Here is a 21,021-nt window from a genome sequence, read left to right as displayed (position 1 = left end):
TTCCAGCAGAATATGCTGGTTAAATTTGGCGTTTTACGATAATTTACAGGGCATACCTTTAACTTATCCGCATAAAATTCTGTTATGACAAGTTCGAATAGATTACGCCTGCTTGATCGTATCGATTTAGCAATATTAGATGTACTGCAAAAAAATGGCAGAATATCTAATGTTAACCTCGCAAAGCAGGTTAACTTAAGCCCTAGCCCTTGTCTAGATAGAGTAAAACGACTCGAACAAGAGGGCTACATAGAAGGCTACTTTGCTAAATTGAGCGAAGCCAAGCTAAACCAAAGTTTGCTTGCGCATGTGCAAGTATCTTTAGTGACCTCTAACACTGCGGTGTTTAAAGTATTCCGTGAGCATATTTTAAAAATTAATCAAGTTGTTGAGTGCGATATGGTCGCTGGTGGCTATGATTATTTACTGAAAATCCGCGTATCAGATATGGATGAGTACCGCCAAGTATTAGGTGATTTAGTTGATATCCCTGGGGTTGGTACACATCACACTTATATGGTGATAGAGAAAATCAAACAAGACACCGGACTTAGACTCGACACTTAAATTTAACTCACTGCTACCAACATGTAGGCGGGGGTTTACCCCGTGCATGTTTAATTCCCAACATAAGCTCACCAAAAAGAAATTAATGTTAGTCAGGATTTACTCTGTGCAGCGCAAAGCGCCTTTGTGCTCTTGGCGGTAAAATAATTATTGTCGCTATAAATAGCGACCTACAGGAGCGCGGTGCTTACATCACTTGAAGGGGCGTTGCTTGCCAGCGTAAAGATAAAGTGATTATCGTGAGGTTAACTCGCTGCTACCAACATGTAGGCGGGGGGTTATCCCGCGTAATATTAATTACATCGCACATAAAAAAAGCACCCAAGGGTGCTTTTTTTATATCTAATATATTATTTAACGCTTACGCCCAGCCGTCATAGCGCTTACGACGCGATAATACGATAGTAAGAATAATGCCTAAAAATAAACCGATGAATGCAATTGCACCGCCGTAAGTTAGTAGCTGACGTTTTTCTTTCGCGCCTGCTTGCTGTTTTTGGGTGCGCTCAGCTTCTAAGGTGCTTTTAAGTTTAATTATTTGCTCAGAAAGAACATTATTTTGGTCTGTCAGCGTTTGGTTTTGTTCTTGAAGCTGAGGTAATTCAATTTGAGCTTGACGAAGTTGCTCTTGCATTGATGTCATTTCAGAGCTCAAAGTACGATATTGTTGATGGATACCAGCTGTTTGAGAAATGAATTTGGCTTCAACCCAACCTTCACGTTCTTTATCATCGATTACTTTAAAAAAACCATTTTCTTCAGATGAAGTAAGAGTTAGCTTAGTACCAGCATCAACAGAGCCAATAATACGGTAATTTTTACTCGAACCTGAATGCATAAATGTATAAAGGTTATCAACTATATAAGCGGTTTTTTCATCGGCCTGCTCTGCGTGGCTCATAAATGTAGCAGTTGCAAGCAGCAACGCTAATAAAGAATGTTTTAACATCAATCTACCTTGTTAATGTAACCGTGACTGCTACGGCAATAGTGTTTTTCATAGTTAAGTAGTGAGATAGTATGGATTTAACGCTCTAATAGCAAGGCTGATATTGTAATCGTGTATGTGAGCATAAAGGCTCAATCAGCTAAAATATTTGCAATGTTGGGCTGCTTTGTTTATTTTGAGCTCTTATTTATTTTAAAGGTAATCCTCAAGCCTAATGGATACTGAGATAGAACTGAAGTTTTTGGTGTCAGATGCCGTTATTCCACTGATCCCCGCGTTAATTACTCAATTTGCTAAAACCGTTACCAATAAGCCATCTCGTAGTTTGCAAAATGCTTACTTTGACACGCCGAGCCGTGAGCTTAGGGCATTAGATATAGGCTTTCGAACACGTTGTGCTGACAATCAATGTGAGCAGACAATTAAGCTCGCAGGTGAAGTTATGGGCGGTTTGCATCAACGTCCAGAGTACAATTTACCTTTGGACGGTTCTCGTCCAGATTTAAGTGCATTCGATGCTAATATTTGGCCGCATGGTATGCAAGTAAATGTAATTGCACAAAACCTTTATCCTATTTTTAGTACTAACTTTATTCGCCGCACGTGGTTAATAGAAACAAACAGTGGCGCTAAAATTGAGGTCGTCCTAGATAAAGGCGAAGTAGCAGCATCTGCGAAGGTAGAACCGATCTGTGAGCTTGAGATAGAGCTTGTAGAAGGAAGCCGCAATGAATTGTTTACTTTAGCCGATATACTAGTTGGACAAAGTAATATTCGTTTAGGGTTATACTCAAAAGCGGCACGGGGCTATCGCCTTGCGGATGAAAAACCACTTAAGCCGAGTAAATCAATTGGTTTTGTTTCTTTGCCTAATAATGCAACACAAGAGCAAGCTCTCATTGAGGCTATAAGTTTTGGCATTCGTTTTGTACAAAAGCATGAGCAATGCTATTTTGACAAACCAAGTTTAAAAACCCTCAAACGTGTGACTGACGGCATTAGCTTGATACGTCATACCTTCTGGTTATTTGATGATATTGTAGATAAAAACACCACGGAACGATTACGAACAGAGCTTAAATGGCTCCTAAGTGAGTTAGCGTGGGTAGAGAATGCAATTCAATTAAAAACATATACCTCTAAACGTCATGCCTATTATAAAAAAATTAACAGCGCGCCAGAACTAACACAAGTCATAAATGACTTAAAAGAGCTGCAACCTAGCATTGAAGATATTAATCGACTGTTTCACAGTGCACGCTACAACCGCTTATTGTTATCACTAACAACATGGTTGGTTGATAAGCAATGGCGAAAGAGTTGGGGGCAAACACAATTTCAAGCCGCAGAGCAGCCCGTTGCTGATATTGCGCCTCGATTATTTGATAAAGATTGGAAAGACCTACACCAATTACTGCCAGAACAAAAAACACTGACTTTTAAAGATTATTTAAATTTACGCACTCGCTTAGAAAACAGTTTGCTCAGTGGTAATTGCCTTGGCTCTTTGTTTGAAAAAGACGATCGCAATGAGTTCCGCATTCCTTGGCTTGATATTTCTCATGGTATGTATGAACTCAGTACGCTTGAGTATTTAAAGCAGTTATGTGCAGGGCAAGATGATGACGAACTTGCAAAAATTCAAAACTGGCTTGAGAAAAAATCGGAATATCTAGTAAGCGCAATGGAACAAAGTCGATTAGCTTCATATAAAATTTCACCTTATTGGTTATAACCATATTTAGCGAGTGCATAGGGATAGTGTATGTGGCAAAAATTATTATTTATTGCGCTGTTTTGCAGTGAGAGTGCAGTGGCCGAAGTAAAATCATGGCAATTATGGAAGCATCAGAATGGTGTTAGCATTCACTACAAAAAACATGATAATGGTATTTTTGAAGTACGCGGTACAGTGACTGTTAGTAACACGAATGCTGGTGATTTTATGGCGTTACTTAGTGATGCAGAGAATGCGCCGCAATGGATTGAAAATGTTAAGAGTGTCAAAATTTTAGCAAGATTAAGCCCCTCAGAAACTGTCGTGTACACTCAATTAGACTCACCATGGCCTGTCTCAGATCGCGATATGGTGAGTTATTCTTGTTATAAGCGATTAAACAATACGGACACTGAGCTGAAAATTTCGGCATATCCGGATTACTTTGATGAACAGCCTAATATGATCCGCATTACTGAAATAGAAGGTAGTTGGCTTTTAAGCGAAAAAGTAGTTCAAGGGTTGCCACAATTAACGATTGTTCATGAAATATATGCAGATCCCGGTGGCGCTATACCGCATTGGATAAGTAATAAGGTTGGCCTTAAAAGTGCTCTTTTAACTATGCTCACGCTAGAGAAAAAGTTATTAAGCAAAGATTTTCAGACCAATAACACCGTTAGCAAAATCGGTGAGTGCACCGCCAAAGCAGCATAAAAAATTTAAATTATTTATCAGATTAATTTTATTACCATGAAATTATAGTCAAAGTCATTAAGTACAAATGGATAGAGTTTACGAGTATAAAAAAAGCGCCAGAAGGCGCTTTTTTTATTCATACAGAGGCTGAAATTATAGGCCAGCTGCTGCGCGAAGTGCGTCTGCTTTATCTGTGCGTTCCCATGGGAATTCATCACGACCAAAGTGGCCGTAAGCCGCTGTTGGTAGATAAATAGGGCGCTCAAGATCAAGCATTTGAATTAAGCCGTAAGGGCGTAGGTCAAAATGTTCACGAATAAGTTCGATTAAACGTGACTCTTCAAGCTTACTTGTACCAAACGTTTCAACACTGATAGACGTAGGCTCTGCAACACCAATTGCGTAAGACACTTGTAGCTCACACTTGTCAGCAAGACCAGCAGCAACAATGTTTTTAGCAACGTAGCGTGCAGCGTATGCCGCGCTACGGTCAACTTTTGATGGATCTTTACCAGAAAATGCACCGCCGCCGTGACGAGCCATGCCGCCGTAGGTGTCAACGATGATTTTACGGCCTGTAAGACCACAGTCGCCCATTGGTCCACCGATAACAAAACGGCCAGTAGGGTTGATAAAGAACTTAGTTGCACTTGTAATTAGTTCAGCAGGTAGTACTGGCTTGATGATAGTTTCCATCACCGCTTCTACTAAATCTTTTTGTGAAATATCTTCACTGTGCTGAGTAGAAAGAACAACGGCATCAATGCCTACAGGTTTGCCATTTTCGTATGCAAAAGTAACTTGAGATTTTGCATCTGGACGTAACCAGTTAAGCTCGCCGCTTTTACGTACTTGCGCTTGGCGCTGTACTAAACGGTGTGAGTAAGTGATTGGTGCAGGCATAAGTACTTCTGTTTCGTTACATGCGTAACCAAACATTAGGCCTTGGTCGCCAGCGCCTTGTTCTTCAGGGCTTGTACGGTCAACACCTTGGTTGATATCAGGAGATTGCTTACCGATAGTGTTTAAAATTGCACACGAATCAGCGTCAAAACCCATATCAGAATGAGTGTAGCCAATTTCACGTACAGTTTTACGGGTGATTTCTTCAATATCAACCCATGCGCTAGTAGTGATTTCACCACCAACCATAACCATACCAGTCTTTACGTAAGTTTCACACGCAACACGTGCATGAGAATCTTGCTCTAAGATGGCATCAAGTACCGCGTCAGAGATTTGATCCGCAATTTTATCCGGATGACCTTCAGAAACTGATTCAGAAGTAAATAAATGTTTTGCCATTGTCTTTGTGCTCACAAATATTGCGCTTCACAAACGTCGGTAAGAGCGCTAAAAAATTAAGGGGCGTATTTTATCTAAAACAACGATAGTTGCATAGTATTTTTACGCCTAGACGTCTAAAAAAAATTACTAATAACTTTTAGTTCTGAATAAAACTCCTTTGTACCTATAATTTATAGGGATTTTTAATTGCACACAGCACCCAGAATAAGTAAGAATGGGCGTTCAAAGTTACATACACACAAATCAGCGCAAATACAGTAAAGGTAGGAGAATTCATGCCGTCTCGCAAAGAACTTGCAAATGCTATTCGCGTCTTATCAATGGACGCAGTACAACAGGCCAAATCTGGTCACCCTGGAGCCCCTATGGGCATGGCTGATATCGCAGAAGTACTATGGCGCGATTATCTAAACCACAATCCAACAAATCCAGAGTGGGTAGACAGAGATCGATTTATACTTTCCAATGGCCACGGTTCAATGCTTATTTATTCTCTATTGCATTTAAGTGGTTATGATTTACCAATTGACGAAATTAAAAACTTCCGTCAAATGCATTCTAAAACACCAGGGCATCCAGAATACGGTTATGCGCCAGGTATCGAAACCACTACGGGCCCACTTGGTCAAGGGATCACAAACGCGGTAGGTATGGCGATTGCAGAAAAAGCACTCGCTGCCCAATTTAACCGCGAAGGTCACGATATTGTTGATCACCATACCTATACATTCCTAGGCGATGGCTGCTTAATGGAAGGTATTTCTCATGAAGCATGTTCACTTGCTGGTACATTAGGCCTTGGTAAGTTAGTAGCATTTTGGGATGACAACGGTATTTCAATTGATGGCGAAGTTGAAGGTTGGTTTAGCGACGACACCCCAGCACGCTTTAAAGCCTACGGCTGGCATGTCGTGAGCGGCGTTGATGGCCATGACTCAGATGCTATTCGCGCAGCAATCGAAGAAGCGCGTAGCATCACTGATAAACCAACACTGATTTGTTGTAAAACAGTGATTGGTTACGGTTCACCTAATAAATCAGGTAGCCATGATTGTCACGGCGCACCACTAGGTGAAGACGAGATCAAAGCCGCGCGCGAGTTCCTTGGTTGGACTGGTGAAGCATTTGAAATCCCAGCTGATATTTACAGTGAGTGGGATGGCAAAGAAAAAGGCAAGCAACTAGAAGCAAGCTGGGATGAAAAATTTGCAGCGTATGCAAGCGCACACCCAGAGCTTGCTGCTGAGTTTAAACGTCGTACTCGTAGTGAACTGCCAGCTGATTGGGCTGAAAAGTCACAAGCCTACATTGAACAGCTTGATGCAAACCCAGCAAATCCTGCATCACGTAAAGCGTCGCAAGATGCACTCAATGCATTTGGTCCTCTATTACCAGAATTTATGGGCGGCTCTGCTGACTTGGCAGGTTCAAACCTAACAATTTGGAAAGGCTCTAAAGGCCTTGAAGCCAATGACGCCAGTGGTAACTACATTTACTACGGTGTACGTGAATTTGGTATGTCAGCCATTATGAATGGTATTGCACTACATAAAGGTTTTATTCCTTACGGTGCTACTTTCTTAATGTTTATGGAATACGCACGTAACGCAGTACGTATGGCCGCGCTGATGAAAGTGCCAAGCATATTTGTATACACGCACGATTCAATCGGTTTAGGTGAAGATGGTCCAACTCACCAACCAGTTGAGCAAATTGCGAGTATGCGTTTAACGCCTAACCTAGTTAACTGGCGCCCATGTGACCAAGTTGAATCTGCAATTGCATGGCAACAAGCGATTGAACGTAAAGACGGTCCAACCTCACTTATTTTTACTCGCCAAGGCCTTGCTCAGCAAACACGCTCAGCGCAGCAATTAAGTGACGTGAAAAAAGGTGGTTATGTACTTAGCTGTGATGGCGAGCCTGAGCTTATCTTTATCGCGACTGGTTCTGAAGTGCAATTAGCACAAGACTCAGCGGCTGAATTACGTAAGCAAGGTAAAAAAGTACGCGTTGTATCAATGCCATCGACTGACGTGTTTGATGCACAAGACGCCGCTTATAAAGAAAGCGTATTACCGGCTGCAGTTTCACGCCGCGTAGCAGTAGAGGCGGGTATTGCTGATTACTGGTACAAGTACGTAGGCCTAAATGGCGCAGTAGTGGGTATGACCACCTTTGGTGAATCAGCCCCAGCTAACGAGCTGTTTGAGCACTTTGGCTTCACGGTAGAAAACATCGTAAGCAAAGCAAACGAATTGTTTTAATTTTTACGGCTAAAATTTAAAAGCCCGCACTGTGTTTACGCAGCGCGGGCTTTTTTGTATGGAGCTGTTAGCTTTCAGCCGCCAGCCGTCAGATAAAAATAATCCGAGGCACAGTGCCAATGAAAAGCCGTAGGAGGGTGCTTTAGCCCCGATTATATTGACGCTTCAGCCCCCTGTTATTCTTTACACTATATTCTCGTTTATTTTTTAATTCTTGTTAGCGTGAAACTTGTTTTGCACGCTGTTTTTGTAGCGCGTAGGTCTGGTAGAGCGGATCGAAACTCAGGATCTTGACCTAAGCAGAATAAAAGCTTTTTGATAGTAATACCTTAGGTAATTTGTTAAAAGTATATAAATTAGAAAAATGAGCGTTAAGCCAGCAGGAATATGCGCGGTGATCGTACTATAAAAATGTTAGGCTCAAGGAATATCAAATGACAACATGCATAATTTGCAAGGGTGAAAACCCAATATCAGAACTGAATTCATTAACAGATGAACATATCGTTCCAGAATTCATTGGTGGTTCACTCAAAGTAAAGAATGTTTGTAAAGTTTGTAATAGTAAAATGGGAGCGGGGTTTGAAGGGAAATTAGCTAACAGCCTTTTCTATAAACTTCCTCGTTTTCTTCATAATATCGAAGGTAAATAGGGGAATTTATCAACACCATTTTCTGGAGTCTATGAGGATGTTGATATTGGGAAATTTCAGATTATTCCAAACAGGAGACCTGTATCTCATTCCAGATATCAAAATTAATAACACTGGAAGTGGCGTCGAAATATTAATGTCAATTGACAAATCCGACCTGACTAAAGCCGAAAAATATTTAGAAAAGAAGTTATCGAGACATTTTAAAACTGAGGGAAAAGAAGTAAACAAAGAAAAGTTATCTAAGCTAGTAAGTGAACTAATCGAAAATGCAGAGAAAGGACATAAGAAAAAAGAAAGTCCTCAAATAGCAGGTAAGATCTCTCTAGATTTTATTTCTCAGGTAATGCTTTACACAAAAATTGCGTACGAACTTGCGATATACCACTTCGACGAAAAATATATCAATGATCCAATCGCAAATAAACTTCGCTTGGTTATAAAAAATCAAGAACCTGATAAAACAATATATTGGCAATTTCCAGCTGAAAAGCAATCTTACAATGTATTCTTCGATGATGAACATCATTGGATTTTTTTTTTCATAACGTATGCTTTATTAAATTATTTGGCTTGTCTGCATTAATTGAGTTTACTGAAAAGGGTTCCTCTTTTGTCGAGAAAGAAGGCGTGGTATATAAATTTTGTTACAAGACACTTTCGTTTATTAAATTACCGCTTATGGAGCAAATAAGTCAAACAAATCAAAGCACTCGGTCATTGTAAACGCTGCTGGTGTTTGAGGTGTTGCGACTATCTACCAATGGTGCATAATCGGTGATTAAATCATTTATTAAACCCTTAACTACTTGACGCGCTAAAGCACGACCTACAATGTAAGCCTGAAGCCCATGAGTATTTTTCACATCACTACACTTGCAAGCACATAGGGTATCAGGCACTGTGAATGTAATTAAATATTATAAATAAAACAGGAGTGAGGATGTCTCAGTTTGATAATGTAAGTGTGATCAAAAAAGCCAATGTGTATTTTGATGGTAAAGTTTCAAGCCGTACGGTGGTTTTTGCTGATGGTAGCACTAAAACATTAGGCTTTATGCAAGCGGGTGAATTTGAATTTGCGACCAGTAAAAAAGAGCTTATGGAACTCAATGGTGGGCAATGGAGTGTTCTACTGCCAGGCGAGAGCGAATGGCAAACTATGCAAGCAGGTGAATCATTTAACGTTGATGCCGACGTTACATTTCAAGTAAAAGTAACCGATTTTGCCGATTACTGTTGCTCATATACTTAATCTTCAATATTAATGATTAAGCCCAAAAGCCCACGTTGCGTGGGTTTTTGCATACTTAATGTGCAGTAATTAAGCTTAATCACAATGAATAACAAATAAATGTCATATTTGTGGTTTTCTGCCTTGTGTTAATCTAAATAGCCCCCAATACTAGTTATGAGGTAACATAAAAAAGGATACCCTATGAAAATTAATCTTTCTGGTCACCATGTTGACGTTACTGACTCTATTAGAGAGCACATCAACGAAAAATTTTCAAAAATTGCGAGTCATTTTCCATCTCTGATCGCACTAGATATAATTCTTTCAAAAGAGCACCATAAGCTTCAAGCTGAAATTAGCACAATTTATGAAGGCGCGCGTTTATCGGTTAAAGGTGAGAACGAAGTTCTTTACCCAGCTATTTCAAACGCAGCTAAAAAACTCGATGCGGCACTAAAACATCGAAAAGGGCAAATCAAAGCCAACTTACATGAAAAACCAGTGAGCACGACACCTGAAATTGCACACGAAATTATTCAAGAAATGGACCTACGTTAAATATTAAACGTAAGTACAGTTACAAAAAGAGCCTAAGGGCTCTTTTTTTATTTCTGCATTTTTATCGCCACTTGTGCACCTTCCATTTTTAAATAAAACGCTGTAACTTATTTATTACTAATAATAAATATTAAGCATATCAATGCAATCAACCCGCACAAATTGGAAAGTTCGTTTAAGTGCTTTAGGCCCCGGTATTTTAATGGCCACGGCCGCTATTGGTGGCTCTCACCTTGTTGCATCAACCCAAGCTGGCGCTATTTTTGGCTGGCAGCTATTTTGGCTAATTGTTGTTGTAAATGTGCTTAAGTATCCATTTTTTCGTTTTGGTATTGAGTACACTCTAGCAACTAAAAAAAGCCTCGTTGAAGGGTATAAAAGTAAAGGCCCATGGTTTTTTTATAGTTTTATCGGCTTAAATATTATTGCTGCGGTGGTTAATACTGCTGGGGTTTTACTGTTAACCGCAAGCTTACTGCATTATGCGTTGCCTGTAAGTGTATCGGTAACATTACTATGTTGGTTAATTTTAGCTGTTTGCTTAATTATATTATTACTTGGTCATTTTAAAGCGTTAGATAACGCAGCTAAAGCGATTATGGCGCTGCTAACATTGGCAACGGTGAGTGCATTAGTTATCGCGTTTAGTAATGGCGCTATGAACCATGGAATAGTAGCACCTGTTGATTATGTAGGGCCATCGCCTTATGAACTTGCCATGCTTGGTTTTATGGTTGCGTTAATGGGCTGGATGCCAGCACCGATTGAAATTTCAGCACTAAGCTCACTTTGGCTTAAAGAAAAGCAAAATCAACAAACGGTAACACGAACACAGGGCTTGTTTGATTTTAATGTAGGTTATTGGCTAACCGCTGGGCTTGCGCTGGTGTTTTTCTCATTGGGCGTATTAGTGCAATATGGTCAAAGCGCGAATATAGAGCTAGGTGGTGTGGCATTTGCAAAACAGCTTATTGATATGTACGCGCTTACTATCGGCGAATGGGCGCGTCCGCTTGTATCGGTTATTGCCTTTTTATGTATGTTTGGCACGACACTAACAGTGCTAGACGGCTACGCACGTACGTTGAACGAATCTCACAAGCTACTTGGCTTCAAGCAAAGCAAGCATAGCTTAAAAATATGGCTGATAATACAAGCTCTCGCTGGCATGGCGGTGATCTTATTTTTTAAATCAGCCCTCGGCCCCATGCTTACCTTTGCCATGACACTCGCGTTTATCACCACCCCGGTATTTGCGTGGCTAAACTTTAGTTTAGTGCGATCAGAGTCAAGTATTGAACACTCAATTTTAGTCAGAGTGCTGAGCTGGGTTGGCTTAATTTATTTGGTGAGCTTTGCAGTTGCCTTTGTGGTTTGGAAACTGTTTTAACCGTAATGCTAAAGCTTAAACTTCTAGGCGTGTGTGTTTAAAGTTGAATGATTAACATCATTTAATTATTAGCGAAGATAAAAACATTTAAATAGGGACAAAGGCAGTTGTTTTTTGTTCCTTCTTCGCTTATTTTAACCGACAATTTTTAGCCTAGTAATGAAGTGTTCGGTAATTTTTATTTTCGAATAGCAAAAGGATTTAAGTGAAAAAATTTATTTTAGTATTGGTGATCAGCCTTTTTATTTCTGGTTGTGAAACAACGGAGCCAGTTGATACAAGTCATTGTATTGAGATAGCGAATACAGCAGATAATAATGGGCAAAAATCTGCGGATGAATTATACCAAGAATGCCTTGACGAGCATTATAAAAAACAAAGAGCTAACATGAGCTTTTGGGAAAGTGCTGTGGAAGGCTTATTAATTTTTGTTGTAGAAGTAACAACATCTTAATGCCGCGTTATTTCTCTTTCGAGGTTGCGTATGTTTGGTTGTTAGGCAAAGCAGAGCTTATATAGTGGAGTTATTCCCCATAAATAGGGGATAACGCCGTATATAAATAGCAAGCACTGTCCAGTGGCTATGCCTAAAATAGCTGTCTCAATTATTGCTTGCTTCTTACTTTTATAAAAAGTGGCTAATTTAACGCTTGATACTTTGCTGCTAATGAAAATAAAACTTGTATACCTTCCTCGCAAAGAGCACTTAAAGCGTTTAACTCAACTCCCTTATCGCATTACTTATCCCATCTAAACTCAGCGGGTACATGCGGTTATTCATTAGCTGTTTTATAAAATCAATTGATTGATAGTAACGCCAGTGTTCAACGGGTTGTGGGTTGAGCCAGGCGATTTTATCAAAGTGGTTGGTGATACGGTTTAACCAGGCACTGCCGGGTTCTTCGTTGTAGTGCTCTACAGAGCCGCCGGGGTAGGCTATTTCATACGGGCCCATAGTGGCATCCCCCACAAAAATCACTTTATAGTCGCTGGTGAACTTGTTGATTAGCGTCATGGTATCGATAACGTTTGAATGGCGGCGTTGGTTATCCTGCCAAACGTGTTCGTATAAGCAGTTATGAAAGTAGTAAAACTCTAAGTGTTTAAACTCGCTGTGGGCGGCGCTAAACAGCTCTTCGCAGGTATGAATGTAATCATCCATTGAGCCGCCAATATCAAACAGCATCAATACTTTTACCGCGTTATGGCGCTCTGGAGCCATTTTTACATCAAGCATGCCGCCTTGCTTAGCTGTGGCGCGAATGGTCTCATTTAAATCAAGCGTATCACTTGCGCCTGTGCGAGCAAATTTACGTAGTTTTTTAAGGGCGAGTTTAATGGTACGCGAGCCTATTTCACGATCTGAATCCAGATTGCGGTATTCGCGTTTATCCCACACTTTTACAGCGCGGCGGTTACGGTTGCCGTCTTGGCCTATGCGCACGCCCTCAGGGTTATAACCATAAGCGCCAAAGGGTGATGTACCACCCGTGCCAACCCATTTACTCCCGCCAGCATGGCGTTTTTGTTGTTCTTCTAGGCGCTCTTTGAGGGTTTTCATTAGCTCATCAAGGCCGCCCATGGCTTTGAGTTGCGCTTTTTCTTCATCCGTCAGGTGTTTTTCAAACTCTTTACGCAGCCAATCATTAGGTAAGTCATGTTGCTGCTTTAGACTTTCTAATAAATCGAGATCGGCAATACCAGTAAAATAATCGCTAAAGGCTTTATCAAAGCGATCAAAATGGGTTTCGTCTTTAACCATAATAGTGCGGGCTAAATAATAAAAACCGTCAATATCGGCAAATACCGCGCCTTTTTTTAGCGCGTTGATTAAATCAAGTAGCTCACGCATGCTAACAGGTAAGCGGTATTCACGCAGTTTGAAGAAAAACGCAATCAACATCTTAGCGGCGACTCATAAAAGCAAGTTTTTCAATTAAGCTAATATCTTGTTCATTTTTTAAAAGCGCACCAAACATTGGCATTAAGCCGCCTTTTTGGCTTTTGTCGTGCAGCGTTTTTGCGTCGATGTCTTCGGCCATTAAAAGTTTAAGCCAATCAAGTAGTTCACTGGTTGATGGCTTTTTCTTAATGCCATTAACGTCACGCAGGCCAAAAAATACTTCCAGTGCTTGGCGTACTAAATCTTGCTTAACGTGCGGGTGGTGTACATCAACAATCTGCTGCATTTCATCGCTCGATGGAAAATCAATGTAGTGGAAAAAACATCTTCGAAGGAAAGCATCCGGTAGTTCTTTTTCGTTATTTGATGTGATGATCACAATAGGGCGTAGCTTAGCGACTACACGTTCACCGGTTTCATAAACATGAAACTCCATTTTATCGAGCTCTAATAATAAGTCGTTAGGGAACTCGATATCGGCTTTATCTATTTCATCAATTAATAATACCGAGCGTTTGTTATGTTCTTCACCATAAGTAAATGCCTGCCACAATTTACCTTTAACAATGTAGTTACCAATATCATGAACGCGCTCATCGCCTAATTGACTGTCGCGTAGGCGCGATACCGCATCATACTCATACAGACCTTGTTGTGCTTTGGTGGTCGATTTGATATGCCATTGAATAAGCGTGGTATCTAAACTTTTAGCGAGTTCTTCAGCCAGCATGGTTTTACCTGTACCGGGTTCGCCTTTTATAAGTAGTGGCTTTTCAAGCAAAATAGCCGCATTAACAGCTTGTTTTAACGAATTACTTGCTATGTAGTTATCTGTAGAATGAAATTGCACGGTAATACCTATCTGGTCTGAGCAGTAATAATGTTAGCCATGATGCCATATCTAAGTGGTCTCGCCAAGGTAAGCAAAGCGGGGGATGGTTTGGCCGTCTTTTTCTACGGTCTCTAAAAACATACTCAGTGGGCGTGCCCACATGCCAAACTCGCCGTAAAGGGCTTGATAAATAACAAGCTGCTCGTGCGTTTCGCTATGAGTGGCAACATAAAATACTTTGTATTTAGGGCCTTTGTAGTGTTGGTATATGCCTGATTTGAGGGAATGTGGTTTTATTGCTGTAGTCATGTTTTGATCTCTTGTATAATTTGCGCTTGCACTTTTAATGCTAACTAATTTGCTACTATTATGAACTATATACCGTTAGATGATTACAAAAAAGCGTGGGTTTTTCGCCATAAAGATGCCCCTGTTAATGAGCAAGATCTTGCTTTAATAAAACCAATGAGCCATGAGCGCGCTGCGGTTTTATGGAGTACAATGGTGAGTCGCGAGCATGATCATCCCGATTTTTTTGAAAAAACAGATTGGTGTGGCAACGAAGAAAACTTTACGCAAACTATCCATTGGGAAGCTGCATGGGAAGAAGGCGCAGATCAACTCCCTCAAGACATTCTTGATCACTTAGGCTGGCAAGCAAATACCACGGTGTATTTTTGTATTGCCCGCGATAATATTATCGAAACCAGTTTTGATGTATTTAAGCGCAATTGGCAAAACTTTATGTTTTTAGCTGATGGTAGTTTGCTATTAGGCAAAAAGCGCGACGAGGTTGTTCAGTTTTTAGAAACGGGTGACGCTAAACTAGGCGCAAAGCCACAAGCGAAGTAAATAGCTTAAAATGCGGTCAGTACTGTGCTATAAAATAGTTAACTAAACGTTTTTGAGTATAAGTGTTGGCTGCAAGTGATCCCCATCAACAAGGTGATATTTGGCAATCAGATGCGCAACGTGTGCTTTATGCACAGCTGTGTAACGCTTTTTATGCGCGAGAAATAAATCGGCTTACGCATGAGCTCAATGAATCGCGCTTACGAAAAACACTAAAAAGCCTGCCTTATTATGTTGAATGCGCAGCGACACATATCGTAAATGGCCAAGTGCCTTTTCAATTAGATCCACAAAATGGCTGCTGGCTTGAGAAACAAACAGCGCACCCGCCCGACGAAAAAAAGAATGGTACTTTTTATCAAACAGATAAAAAAACGGGTTTAATAGTGCCGTTATTGGTTAATAACGATAATCATACTCGTGTTGCAATAGACAGCATCGACCAAGTAAGCGACAATAAACTGCATTGTAATGAGCACGGTTGGTTTGATTGCGCAGGGCGCTCACTTGATGGGTTAGCTGTTGTGTTACTTAAGCCCAGCAAAGCCACAATGGCTGCTGCATGTTGTGGTCACCAATGGCATTTTGCTAAACGTTGTACACCGCGAACTCTATCACTGAGAGAAATGCTGCTTGCTGGCAATATCAATTGGCGTAATTTAAAACGCCCGTATGTTCACGTTAAAAAAATATAATACCAGTTGCCTCAATCGCATTAAATTTGTACTGGTAAAGATAATCAAGGAGTGTTTAATGCGACTATTTCAATTTACTTTGCTGTGTTTAGCACTGTTTGTGCAGTATCGTTTATGGTTTGGTCATAATGGCTTACAAGATTATAGTCGCTTAAAAAATGCGGTAATTTCTCACCAAGATACTAATGCCAAGCTTATTAAACGTAATAAAGTGCTCAAAGCTGATATTGAAGATTTAAAGCTTGGTCAAGAAGGGGTTGAAGAACGCGCCCGTAATGAACTTGGGATGATTAAACCCGCAGAGACATTTATACGTGTTTTACCGAGCCAGCAATATAATGAAAAATAATCAAACAATCGCTGCCATTGTTCCTGCCGCAGGGGTGGGAAGTCGTATGCAGCATAGTATGCCAAAGCAATACATTATTTTGGCAGGGAAAACGATTTTAGAGCACACACTGACGAAATTAGCGCAGCTTACGCAGTTAAGTAAGATAGTCGTTGCGGTGAGTGATAATGACCCTTTTTATCAAAATATAGGGTTTATTGATGTCAAAATTATTAGGACTGTGGGCGGTAAAGAGCGCGCTGATTCAGTGCTCAATGGTTTATTGGCTTTGTCAGATAACCCCCCAGACTGGGTATTGGTGCATGATGCCGCAAGGCCACTCGTTGCGATTGATGACATTGAAAATCTCATCGCGCAATGTACGCATGCAAATGAAGGCGGGATTTTAGCCAGTAAAGTAAAAGACACCATTAAGCGCGGTAATACTCACAGTGAACAGACTGTTCCGCGCGATGATTTATGGCAAGCATTGACTCCTCAACTTTTTAAATATCACGAACTAAAAGCGGCATTAGAGGGCGCATTACAACAAGGTGTAACTATCACCGATGAAGCATCAGCTATTGAATGGGCCAATAAGCCTGTCAAACTTATCGCTGGACGAAGCGATAACATTAAAATTACCACGCCTGAAGATTTAGATTTAGCCCATTTTTTACTCCAAAAACAACACAGTGAGAAAGCATCATGATTAGAATTGGCCATGGCTTTGATGTCCATAAGTTTGGTGGCGAAGGCCCGTTAACAATTTGTGGTGAAAAGATAGAGTATCCACAGGGTTTTCTTGCTCATTCCGATGGTGATGTTGCGATCCATGCATTGTGCGATGCTATTTTAGGATCGTTGGCGATGGGCGATATCGGTAAGCACTTTCCGGATACAGCCAGTGAATATGAAAATATCGATAGCCGTATTTTACTGCGCCATGTTGTCGACTTAGCTAAGCAGCAAGGTTATGTACTTGGTAATGCAGACGTAACCATTGTTGCGCAAGCACCAAAAATGTTGCCGCATATTCAAGCTATGCGAACAAACTTAGCCACAGATTTAAACGCAGAGCTTAGTCAAGTAAACGTAAAAGCAACGACCACGGAAAAGCTAGGTTTTGAAGGGCGTAAAGAAGGTATATCGAGTCACGCCGTCGTGATCATGAGCAAAGAGTCGTTATGAGTGAATTAAATTATCTATATGGCGCGCCATTATCAAAAGCTGATTTTAAAACCACTGCTGAAGACTTTATGGTTGATGAAGACTTAGGTATAGAGTTTACGGGTAGCGGTGAGCATGTGTGTTTGCAAGTGGTTAAAAAAGGCGAAAACACCCAATATGTTGCCAAATTGCTTGCTCAAAAAGCCGGTATTTCACCGCGCGATGTAAGTTACGCAGGTATGAAAGATCGCCATGGTGTTTGTAGCCAATGGTTTAGCGTGCCAGTGCCTATTAAAAAAGACATTGATTTTACAGAGCTCAATAGTGAATCACTGTTTATTATTTCTCAGCAACGCCATAACCGTAAACTTCGCACTGGTTGTCACAAAGGTAACAAATTTACTATAACCTTGCGTAATGTGACTCAGCCGCTTGATATTCTTTGTCGAATAAATGCAGTACGTGCTGGTGTGCCCAATTACTTCGGTGAACAACGTTTTGGTCACGACGGTCATAACCTAGTGATGGCTAAAAAAATGTTTGCCGGTGAGCGTATCCGTGACAAAAAACTGCGTGGTTTAATAATCTCTGCAGCGCGCTCGTATGTGTTTAATCAAATAGTGAACCTGCGAGTCGCTGAACATGGTTTGGCTAAAACCATGCATCGCGAAGTATTTATGCTCAGTGGTAGCAATGCTTTTTTTGAAGATGCAATCAGTGATGAAAACATAGCAAGGCTCGCCTCAGGCGATATTATGATGTCAGCGCCTCTGGTAGGCACTAGCGAAAAAGGCCTTACTGAACAAGAAAAAATATGGCTAGAACCATATAAAGAATGGTGCGAAGGGCTAGGTGAATTAGGGCTTAAAAACGAACGCAGAATGCTGCGTTTGATACCACAAGATTTAGCGGTTGAAACGGTTGATGAAACCACCATTAAATTGAGCTTTGGTTTACCAAAAGGGACTTTTGCAACGGCATTATTACGTGAGCTGGTGGATTACACAGACGCCAGTCCACGCGTACATAAAGAGAAGGACGCTTCCAATGAAAATTCTGCTAAGTAATGATGATGGCGTAAATGCTAAAGGGATTACGGTGCTTTATCATGCGCTGTCACAAATTGCCGATGTGACACTTGTTGCGCCTGACCGTAATTGCAGTGGAGCAAGTAACTCATTAACGTTGATGAACCCATTACGTGCAACAGCACTAGAAAATGGGTTTATTTCTGTCAATGGAACTCCTACCGACTGTGTGCATTTAGGGGTTAATGAACTACTTGATGAAAAACCTGATTTGGTTGTTGCAGGTATAAACCATGGTGCTAATTTAGGCGACGATACCTTGTATTCAGGCACTGTTGCGGCGGCAACTGAAGGGCGTCATTTAGGTTTGCCTGCGGTGGCAGTCTCATTATGCTCTAAAGAGGGCAATCATTTTGAAACGGCAGCGGCAGTTACGGTCAGTATAATTAAAGAGCTTGCATCGCACCCCCTTCCTAAAGATCAGATCATTAATATTAATGTGCCCGATATTCCATTAAGTGAACTAAAAGGTGTGCAGGTAACGCGCTTAGGCGCACGCCACAAAGCTGAAACTATGACCAAGCAACAAGACCCTTGGGGACGCGATATCTATTGGTATGGTGTGTTAGGGGCCGAAAGTGATGCTGGAGTTGGCACCGACTTTTTTGCTATCAATAATGGTTACGCATCAGTCACACCTTTAAGTGTAGATATGACCGCAAAAGATAGTTTAGCAGCGGTAGGTGATTGGCTCAAAACAATGGAGATCAACGGTGCTAGCTAATTATACACGCAGTGCACATGGGCTCGCTGAGTTATTACAGCGCGAAGGTGTTGAAGATAAAGACGTATTGGCCGCTATTGCAGATGTTCCACGTCACGTATTTATTGACGATGTACTCAAGCATAAAGCCTATCAAAATACAGCATTGCCTATAGGTCAGGGGCAAACAATTTCACAGCCTTATATCGTTGCACGTATGACAGAATTGCTGCGTTTAGCCGGTGTGCGTGATAAAGTTCTTGAAATAGGTACGGGTTCTGGTTATCAAACAGCAATACTGGCTAAAACCTTTACTAAGGTATTTTCAGTAGAACGTATAAAAGCGCTGCAATGGCAAGCCAAGCGTCGCTTACAGAACCTTGATTTATATAACGTTACCATGAAACATGGTGATGGTTGGCAAGGATGGGAGTCGCAAGCACCTTTTGCAGGGATAATTGTGACTGCGGCAGCGTCACACGTGCCACAAGCACTATTGGATCAACTTGCTGATGGCGGTGTGATGATTGCCCCTATTGGTAATGAAGATCAGCAACTAGTGATGGTTGTGCGTGAAGGCGAAAAATTTACTCAACATGTAATTGCGCCAGTGAGGTTTGTACCTCTTATACCTGGCGATATTGAATAGGAAGCTACTTTGAAATTGTTTACTAAGTTATACGATATGGCATTAGTGTGGGCAAAACATCGCCACGCAGAGCGTTATTTAGCAGGGATGAGTTTTGCTGAATCAGTTATTTTTCCTATACCGCCTGATGTAATGCTTGCGCCTATGTCGCTTGCTCAACCAAGCAAAGCGTGGCGTTTTGCTACACTGACTACTATAGCTTCAGTTATTGGTGGGGTATTTGGCTATTTACTTGGTTTTTGGTTATTTGAGCCTGTTGTTGAACCGCTTATTGCGCAAATGGGATGGCAAGATAAATTTAACGTTGCTTTAGAGTGGTTTAAAAATTACGGAGTTTGGGTTGTATTTTTAGCTGGGTTTTCTCCTATCCCCTATAAAGTGTTTACTATTGGCGCTGGTTTATTGCATATGGCGTTTTTGCCATTTTTATTGGCGTCTGCGGTAGGTCGTGGCGCACGCTTCTTTTTAGTTTCTGCTTTAATGAAATGGGGTGGAGTTAAAATGGAGCAGAAATTACGTCAATATGTTGAAGTACTTGGCTGGGGACTCGTGGTTTTAGTTGCGATAGCGTACATTTTACTACGCTAAGCATTAAAAAATCACTTTTTGGTAATTAAGGGCAAAACACTATGAATAAACGACAAATTCTCTATGTTACTTTATTTACAAGTGTTTTGCTCAGTGCTTGCTCATCCCGCCAAGCGCCAGCCCCTGTAAGCAGTTTAAATACAAATGTAAAACCTTATACAAGCAAGGTTAATATCACAGGTGATCGCTATACAGTCGAAAAAGGCGATACATTATATTCAATCGCGTTTAGTGCCAAACAAGATTTTAGAACCCTAGCGAAAAACAACCGTATTCCAGCCCCTTACATTATTCAACCGGGGCAAATAATAACGTTTAAAAAACCATCAACAAAAAAGAAAAAGCAGAAAAAATATACGAGTTCGAGCAAAAAGTCTACAAAAGAAATACAAAAAAATAACAAAAAATTAAAGAAAGAGCTTGATCAGCCAAAACAACGAGAGTATGTTCAAAAACAGACTAGTAAAAAAGTTAGCAATTCCAATAGCATGTACGATAAAAGGGTACATTGGTCTTGGCCAGCTAAAGGAAAAGTAACTCAGCGTTTTTCTACTAAGGAAAATGGTTTTAAAGGGTTACAAATTGCTAATAAAAAAGGTTCGCCTGTTTTAGCCGCAGCCAAAGGAACGGTTGTTTATGCGGGGAATGCGCTAAGAGGTTACGGTAATTTAATCATATTGAAACACAATGATGATTATCTAAGTGCTTATGCACATAATTCAAAACTGCTAGTTAAAGAAAAACAGGATGTGAAAGCAGGACAGAAAATTGCAGAAGTCGGTAACTCTGACTCAGAAGTAACGGCTCTACGTTTTGAGATTCGTTTTCGGGGTCAAGCAGTCAACCCTGCAAAGTACCTGCCTTAGCT

General features: G+C 40.8%; 26 protein-coding genes. 20 read left to right on the top strand and 6 right to left on the bottom strand.

What is annotated here, in order from left to right:
- Window positions 1-84 precede the first annotated feature (84 nt).
- A complete protein-coding gene (locus HH219_RS02565; RefSeq protein ID WP_169326538.1) occupies window positions 85-567 on the top strand; it encodes a winged helix-turn-helix transcriptional regulator in 483 nt (160 codons plus the stop codon).
- 361 nt (window positions 568-928) lie between these two features.
- Here HH219_RS02565 and HH219_RS02560 read toward each other — a convergent pair whose 3' ends face one another.
- Window positions 929-1,516 (bottom strand): TIGR04211 family SH3 domain-containing protein, encoded by a 588-nt coding sequence (locus HH219_RS02560; RefSeq protein ID WP_169326537.1) that lies wholly within the window; start codon window positions 1,514-1,516, stop codon window positions 929-931.
- Window positions 1,517-1,730: 214 nt separating this feature from the next.
- Between HH219_RS02560 and HH219_RS02555 the strand changes: the two genes are divergently transcribed.
- Together HH219_RS02555 and HH219_RS02550 are read left to right on the top strand one after the other, a co-directional pair.
- Complete coding sequence (locus tag HH219_RS02555) at window positions 1,731-3,251, top strand: CYTH and CHAD domain-containing protein (protein ID WP_054455156.1); 1,521 nt, start codon at window positions 1,731-1,733, stop codon at window positions 3,249-3,251.
- A gap of 30 nt (window positions 3,252-3,281) precedes the next feature.
- The gene (locus HH219_RS02550; protein WP_064435234.1) at window positions 3,282-3,950 is read left to right on the top strand and encodes an START domain-containing protein; all 669 of its coding nucleotides are present in this window, start codon (window positions 3,282-3,284) and stop codon (window positions 3,948-3,950) included.
- A gap of 135 nt (window positions 3,951-4,085) precedes the next feature.
- Here HH219_RS02550 and metK read toward each other — a convergent pair whose 3' ends face one another.
- Complete coding sequence (gene metK / locus HH219_RS02545) at window positions 4,086-5,237, bottom strand: methionine adenosyltransferase (protein ID WP_054204302.1); 1,152 nt, start codon at window positions 5,235-5,237, stop codon at window positions 4,086-4,088.
- Between the two features lie 278 nt (window positions 5,238-5,515).
- Between metK and tkt the strand changes: the two genes are divergently transcribed.
- From tkt to HH219_RS02530, 3 genes are all read left to right on the top strand, one after another.
- Window positions 5,516-7,507, top strand: coding sequence for a transketolase (tkt, locus tag HH219_RS02540; RefSeq protein ID WP_054204301.1), 1,992 nt, complete (start codon window positions 5,516-5,518; stop codon window positions 7,505-7,507).
- Window positions 7,508-7,941: 434 nt separating this feature from the next.
- The gene (locus HH219_RS02535) at window positions 7,942-8,160 is read left to right on the top strand and encodes an HNH endonuclease (RefSeq protein WP_169326536.1); all 219 of its coding nucleotides are present in this window, start codon (window positions 7,942-7,944) and stop codon (window positions 8,158-8,160) included.
- 46 nt (window positions 8,161-8,206) lie between these two features.
- Entirely contained in the window at window positions 8,207-8,746 is a 540-nt protein-coding gene (locus HH219_RS02530) for a hypothetical protein (protein ID WP_169326535.1), read from the top strand.
- A 118-nt stretch (window positions 8,747-8,864) separates the two neighbouring features.
- Here HH219_RS02530 and HH219_RS02525 read toward each other — a convergent pair whose 3' ends face one another.
- Window positions 8,865-9,026 carry a hypothetical protein gene (locus HH219_RS02525; RefSeq protein ID WP_169326534.1) on the bottom strand — a complete coding sequence of 54 codons (162 nt, stop codon included), beginning with the start codon at window positions 9,024-9,026 and terminating at the stop codon, window positions 8,865-8,867.
- Between the two features lie 77 nt (window positions 9,027-9,103).
- Between HH219_RS02525 and HH219_RS02520 the strand changes: the two genes are divergently transcribed.
- The 4 genes from HH219_RS02520 (at window position 9,104) to HH219_RS02505 (ending at window position 11,799) form a co-directional block, all read left to right on the top strand.
- A complete protein-coding gene (locus tag HH219_RS02520; RefSeq protein ID WP_054454931.1) occupies window positions 9,104-9,415 on the top strand; it encodes a pyrimidine/purine nucleoside phosphorylase in 312 nt (103 codons plus the stop codon).
- A gap of 183 nt (window positions 9,416-9,598) precedes the next feature.
- Window positions 9,599-9,955 carry a ribosome-associated translation inhibitor RaiA gene (raiA, locus tag HH219_RS02515; protein ID WP_054204298.1) on the top strand — a complete coding sequence of 119 codons (357 nt, stop codon included), beginning with the start codon at window positions 9,599-9,601 and terminating at the stop codon, window positions 9,953-9,955.
- Window positions 9,956-10,097: 142 nt separating this feature from the next.
- Window positions 10,098-11,345, top strand: a complete 1,248-nt coding sequence (locus HH219_RS02510; RefSeq protein ID WP_169326533.1) for a divalent metal cation transporter — start codon at window positions 10,098-10,100, stop codon at window positions 11,343-11,345.
- A 205-nt stretch (window positions 11,346-11,550) separates the two neighbouring features.
- On the top strand, window positions 11,551-11,799 hold the full coding sequence (locus HH219_RS02505; RefSeq protein WP_054204296.1) for a hypothetical protein: 249 nt from the start codon (window positions 11,551-11,553) through the stop codon (window positions 11,797-11,799).
- A gap of 261 nt (window positions 11,800-12,060) precedes the next feature.
- Here HH219_RS02505 and HH219_RS02500 read toward each other — a convergent pair whose 3' ends face one another.
- Genes HH219_RS02500 through HH219_RS02490 form a run of 3 tightly spaced genes read right to left on the bottom strand, consistent with a single transcriptional unit; the run spans window position 12,061 to window position 14,389 of the window.
- Window positions 12,061-13,248: a VWA domain-containing protein gene (locus HH219_RS02500; protein ID WP_169326532.1), complete on the bottom strand. Its 1,188-nt coding sequence runs from the start codon at window positions 13,246-13,248 to the stop codon at window positions 12,061-12,063.
- 1 nt (window position 13,249) lies between these two features.
- On the bottom strand, window positions 13,250-14,098 hold the full coding sequence (locus HH219_RS02495; protein WP_169326531.1) for a MoxR family ATPase: 849 nt from the start codon (window positions 14,096-14,098) through the stop codon (window positions 13,250-13,252).
- A gap of 51 nt (window positions 14,099-14,149) precedes the next feature.
- Window positions 14,150-14,389, bottom strand: coding sequence for a DUF1653 domain-containing protein (locus HH219_RS02490; protein ID WP_064435241.1), 240 nt, complete (start codon window positions 14,387-14,389; stop codon window positions 14,150-14,152).
- 60 nt (window positions 14,390-14,449) lie between these two features.
- Between HH219_RS02490 and HH219_RS02485 the strand changes: the two genes are divergently transcribed.
- The 10 genes from HH219_RS02485 to HH219_RS02440 all read left to right on the top strand — a co-directional run bounded on the left by HH219_RS02485 (window position 14,450) and on the right by HH219_RS02440 (window position 21,019).
- A complete protein-coding gene (locus HH219_RS02485) occupies window positions 14,450-14,932 on the top strand; it encodes a DUF2947 domain-containing protein (protein ID WP_054204292.1) in 483 nt (160 codons plus the stop codon).
- Between the two features lie 62 nt (window positions 14,933-14,994).
- Window positions 14,995-15,627: a hypothetical protein gene (locus tag HH219_RS02480; RefSeq protein WP_054204291.1), complete on the top strand. Its 633-nt coding sequence runs from the start codon at window positions 14,995-14,997 to the stop codon at window positions 15,625-15,627.
- Between the two features lie 58 nt (window positions 15,628-15,685).
- Window positions 15,686-15,976: a cell division protein FtsB gene (gene ftsB, locus HH219_RS02475; protein WP_054204290.1), complete on the top strand. Its 291-nt coding sequence runs from the start codon at window positions 15,686-15,688 to the stop codon at window positions 15,974-15,976.
- Window positions 15,966-16,667 carry a 2-C-methyl-D-erythritol 4-phosphate cytidylyltransferase gene (ispD, locus tag HH219_RS02470; protein ID WP_064435242.1) on the top strand — a complete coding sequence of 234 codons (702 nt, stop codon included), beginning with the start codon at window positions 15,966-15,968 and terminating at the stop codon, window positions 16,665-16,667. The genes ftsB and ispD overlap by 11 nt, the downstream gene beginning before the upstream one ends.
- A complete protein-coding gene (ispF, locus tag HH219_RS02465; protein WP_064435243.1) occupies window positions 16,664-17,146 on the top strand; it encodes a 2-C-methyl-D-erythritol 2,4-cyclodiphosphate synthase in 483 nt (160 codons plus the stop codon). The genes ispD and ispF overlap by 4 nt, the downstream gene beginning before the upstream one ends.
- Window positions 17,143-18,192 carry a tRNA pseudouridine(13) synthase TruD gene (locus HH219_RS02460; RefSeq protein ID WP_054204287.1) on the top strand — a complete coding sequence of 350 codons (1,050 nt, stop codon included), beginning with the start codon at window positions 17,143-17,145 and terminating at the stop codon, window positions 18,190-18,192. The genes ispF and HH219_RS02460 overlap by 4 nt, the downstream gene beginning before the upstream one ends.
- The gene (gene surE / locus HH219_RS02455) at window positions 18,173-18,937 is read left to right on the top strand and encodes a 5'/3'-nucleotidase SurE (RefSeq protein ID WP_169326530.1); all 765 of its coding nucleotides are present in this window, start codon (window positions 18,173-18,175) and stop codon (window positions 18,935-18,937) included. Before HH219_RS02460 ends, surE begins: the two co-directional genes overlap by 20 nt.
- Entirely contained in the window at window positions 18,927-19,565 is a 639-nt protein-coding gene (locus HH219_RS02450) for a protein-L-isoaspartate(D-aspartate) O-methyltransferase (RefSeq protein WP_054204285.1), read from the top strand. The genes surE and HH219_RS02450 overlap by 11 nt, the downstream gene beginning before the upstream one ends.
- A 9-nt stretch (window positions 19,566-19,574) precedes the next feature.
- Window positions 19,575-20,153, top strand: coding sequence for a YqaA family protein (locus HH219_RS02445; protein ID WP_054204284.1), 579 nt, complete (start codon window positions 19,575-19,577; stop codon window positions 20,151-20,153).
- 41 nt (window positions 20,154-20,194) lie between these two features.
- Window positions 20,195-21,019, top strand: a complete 825-nt coding sequence (locus HH219_RS02440; protein ID WP_169326529.1) for a peptidoglycan DD-metalloendopeptidase family protein — start codon at window positions 20,195-20,197, stop codon at window positions 21,017-21,019.
- Window positions 21,020-21,021 lie beyond the last annotated feature (2 nt).

This window comes from Pseudoalteromonas sp. NEC-BIFX-2020_015 (assembly GCF_012952265.1).
Classification (GTDB): domain Bacteria; phylum Pseudomonadota; class Gammaproteobacteria; order Enterobacterales; family Alteromonadaceae; genus Pseudoalteromonas; species Pseudoalteromonas neustonica.
The sequence above is the reverse complement of the archived record's forward strand: the minus strand, read 5'-3'. Positions and strand labels throughout refer to the sequence as shown.

Coding starts and splice junctions, on each gene's coding strand:
- HH219_RS02565 (WP_169326538.1), top strand. CDS start 85: ATGACAAGTTCGAATAGATTACGCCTGCTTGATCGTATCGATTTAGCA.
- surE (WP_169326530.1), top strand. CDS start 18,173: ATGAAAATTCTGCTAAGTAATGATGATGGCGTAAATGCTAAAGGGATT.
- metK (WP_054204302.1), bottom strand. CDS start 5,237: ATGGCAAAACATTTATTTACTTCTGAATCAGTTTCTGAAGGTCATCCG.
- HH219_RS02555 (WP_054455156.1), top strand. CDS start 1,731: ATGGATACTGAGATAGAACTGAAGTTTTTGGTGTCAGATGCCGTTATT.
- HH219_RS02460 (WP_054204287.1), top strand. CDS start 17,143: ATGAGTGAATTAAATTATCTATATGGCGCGCCATTATCAAAAGCTGAT.
- ftsB (WP_054204290.1), top strand. CDS start 15,686: ATGCGACTATTTCAATTTACTTTGCTGTGTTTAGCACTGTTTGTGCAG.
- HH219_RS02490 (WP_064435241.1), bottom strand. CDS start 14,389: ATGACTACAGCAATAAAACCACATTCCCTCAAATCAGGCATATACCAA.
- HH219_RS02560 (WP_169326537.1), bottom strand. CDS start 1,516: ATGTTAAAACATTCTTTATTAGCGTTGCTGCTTGCAACTGCTACATTT.
- HH219_RS02500 (WP_169326532.1), bottom strand. CDS start 13,248: ATGTTGATTGCGTTTTTCTTCAAACTGCGTGAATACCGCTTACCTGTT.
- HH219_RS02440 (WP_169326529.1), top strand. CDS start 20,195: ATGAATAAACGACAAATTCTCTATGTTACTTTATTTACAAGTGTTTTG.
- tkt (WP_054204301.1), top strand. CDS start 5,516: ATGCCGTCTCGCAAAGAACTTGCAAATGCTATTCGCGTCTTATCAATG.
- HH219_RS02535 (WP_169326536.1), top strand. CDS start 7,942: ATGACAACATGCATAATTTGCAAGGGTGAAAACCCAATATCAGAACTG.
- HH219_RS02550 (WP_064435234.1), top strand. CDS start 3,282: ATGTGGCAAAAATTATTATTTATTGCGCTGTTTTGCAGTGAGAGTGCA.
- ispD (WP_064435242.1), top strand. CDS start 15,966: ATGAAAAATAATCAAACAATCGCTGCCATTGTTCCTGCCGCAGGGGTG.
- HH219_RS02510 (WP_169326533.1), top strand. CDS start 10,098: ATGCAATCAACCCGCACAAATTGGAAAGTTCGTTTAAGTGCTTTAGGC.
- raiA (WP_054204298.1), top strand. CDS start 9,599: ATGAAAATTAATCTTTCTGGTCACCATGTTGACGTTACTGACTCTATT.
- HH219_RS02485 (WP_054204292.1), top strand. CDS start 14,450: ATGAACTATATACCGTTAGATGATTACAAAAAAGCGTGGGTTTTTCGC.
- HH219_RS02520 (WP_054454931.1), top strand. CDS start 9,104: ATGTCTCAGTTTGATAATGTAAGTGTGATCAAAAAAGCCAATGTGTAT.
- ispF (WP_064435243.1), top strand. CDS start 16,664: ATGATTAGAATTGGCCATGGCTTTGATGTCCATAAGTTTGGTGGCGAA.